This window comes from Pantoea sp. EKM103V, from assembly GCF_011800365.1.
Taxonomy (GTDB): Bacteria; Pseudomonadota; Gammaproteobacteria; order Enterobacterales; family Enterobacteriaceae; genus Pantoea; species Pantoea anthophila.
Map to the genome: position 1 here is coordinate 1 of NZ_JAALFQ010000039.1, position 471 is coordinate 471.

The window sequence follows — 471 nt, forward strand, 5'->3', positions numbered from 1 at the left end:
GCTGAGCGTATTATTCAGCCGCGTGCCTGGTATGACAAAGGCACCGACCTGTGGACCGCGTTTAATATCGTGCAGGAGAATCTGATTAAGGGGGGTGTGCCCGGCAGAACGGCGAAGGGAAAAAGAACCACCACCCGTCCGGTAACCGGCATCGACGGCGATATAAAACTGAATCAGGCGCTGTGGAAAATGGCGGAGGAGTTCGCAAAACTCAAATCATGAAAATAACCCCGGCGCGCCGGGGTTATTTTTTGTCAGGCATCACGTCCGCAGCCAGAAACGTTTCCGGCGCGGGCACTTTTTTATTCCGCTGCGCCATTGCGGTATAAACCTCATCCCGTGCAATCAGCACGCGGTAAATACTTTTGATAATGGCCGCATATTCACGACGCTGTTTGATCAGCTTCGGGTTCGGGCCGGTGTTGTACATCCCGACGCTGTCCCAGTTCCTGCCGTACTGCCTGAAGTTTC

The 471-nt window shown here is 53.9% G+C and carries 1 protein-coding gene and 1 pseudogene; one reads left to right on the top strand and one right to left on the bottom strand.

The window, feature by feature from the left end:
* Nucleotides 1-222: DUF932 domain-containing protein (locus tag HFD97_RS22015; RefSeq protein WP_167432556.1), on the top strand; the 222-nt coding region annotated here is incomplete at its 5' end.
* A 22-nt stretch (nucleotides 223-244) separates the two neighbouring features.
* Here HFD97_RS22015 and HFD97_RS22020 read toward each other — a convergent pair.
* Nucleotides 245-471: pseudogene (locus HFD97_RS22020) on the bottom strand (lytic transglycosylase domain-containing protein); the annotation flags it as partial.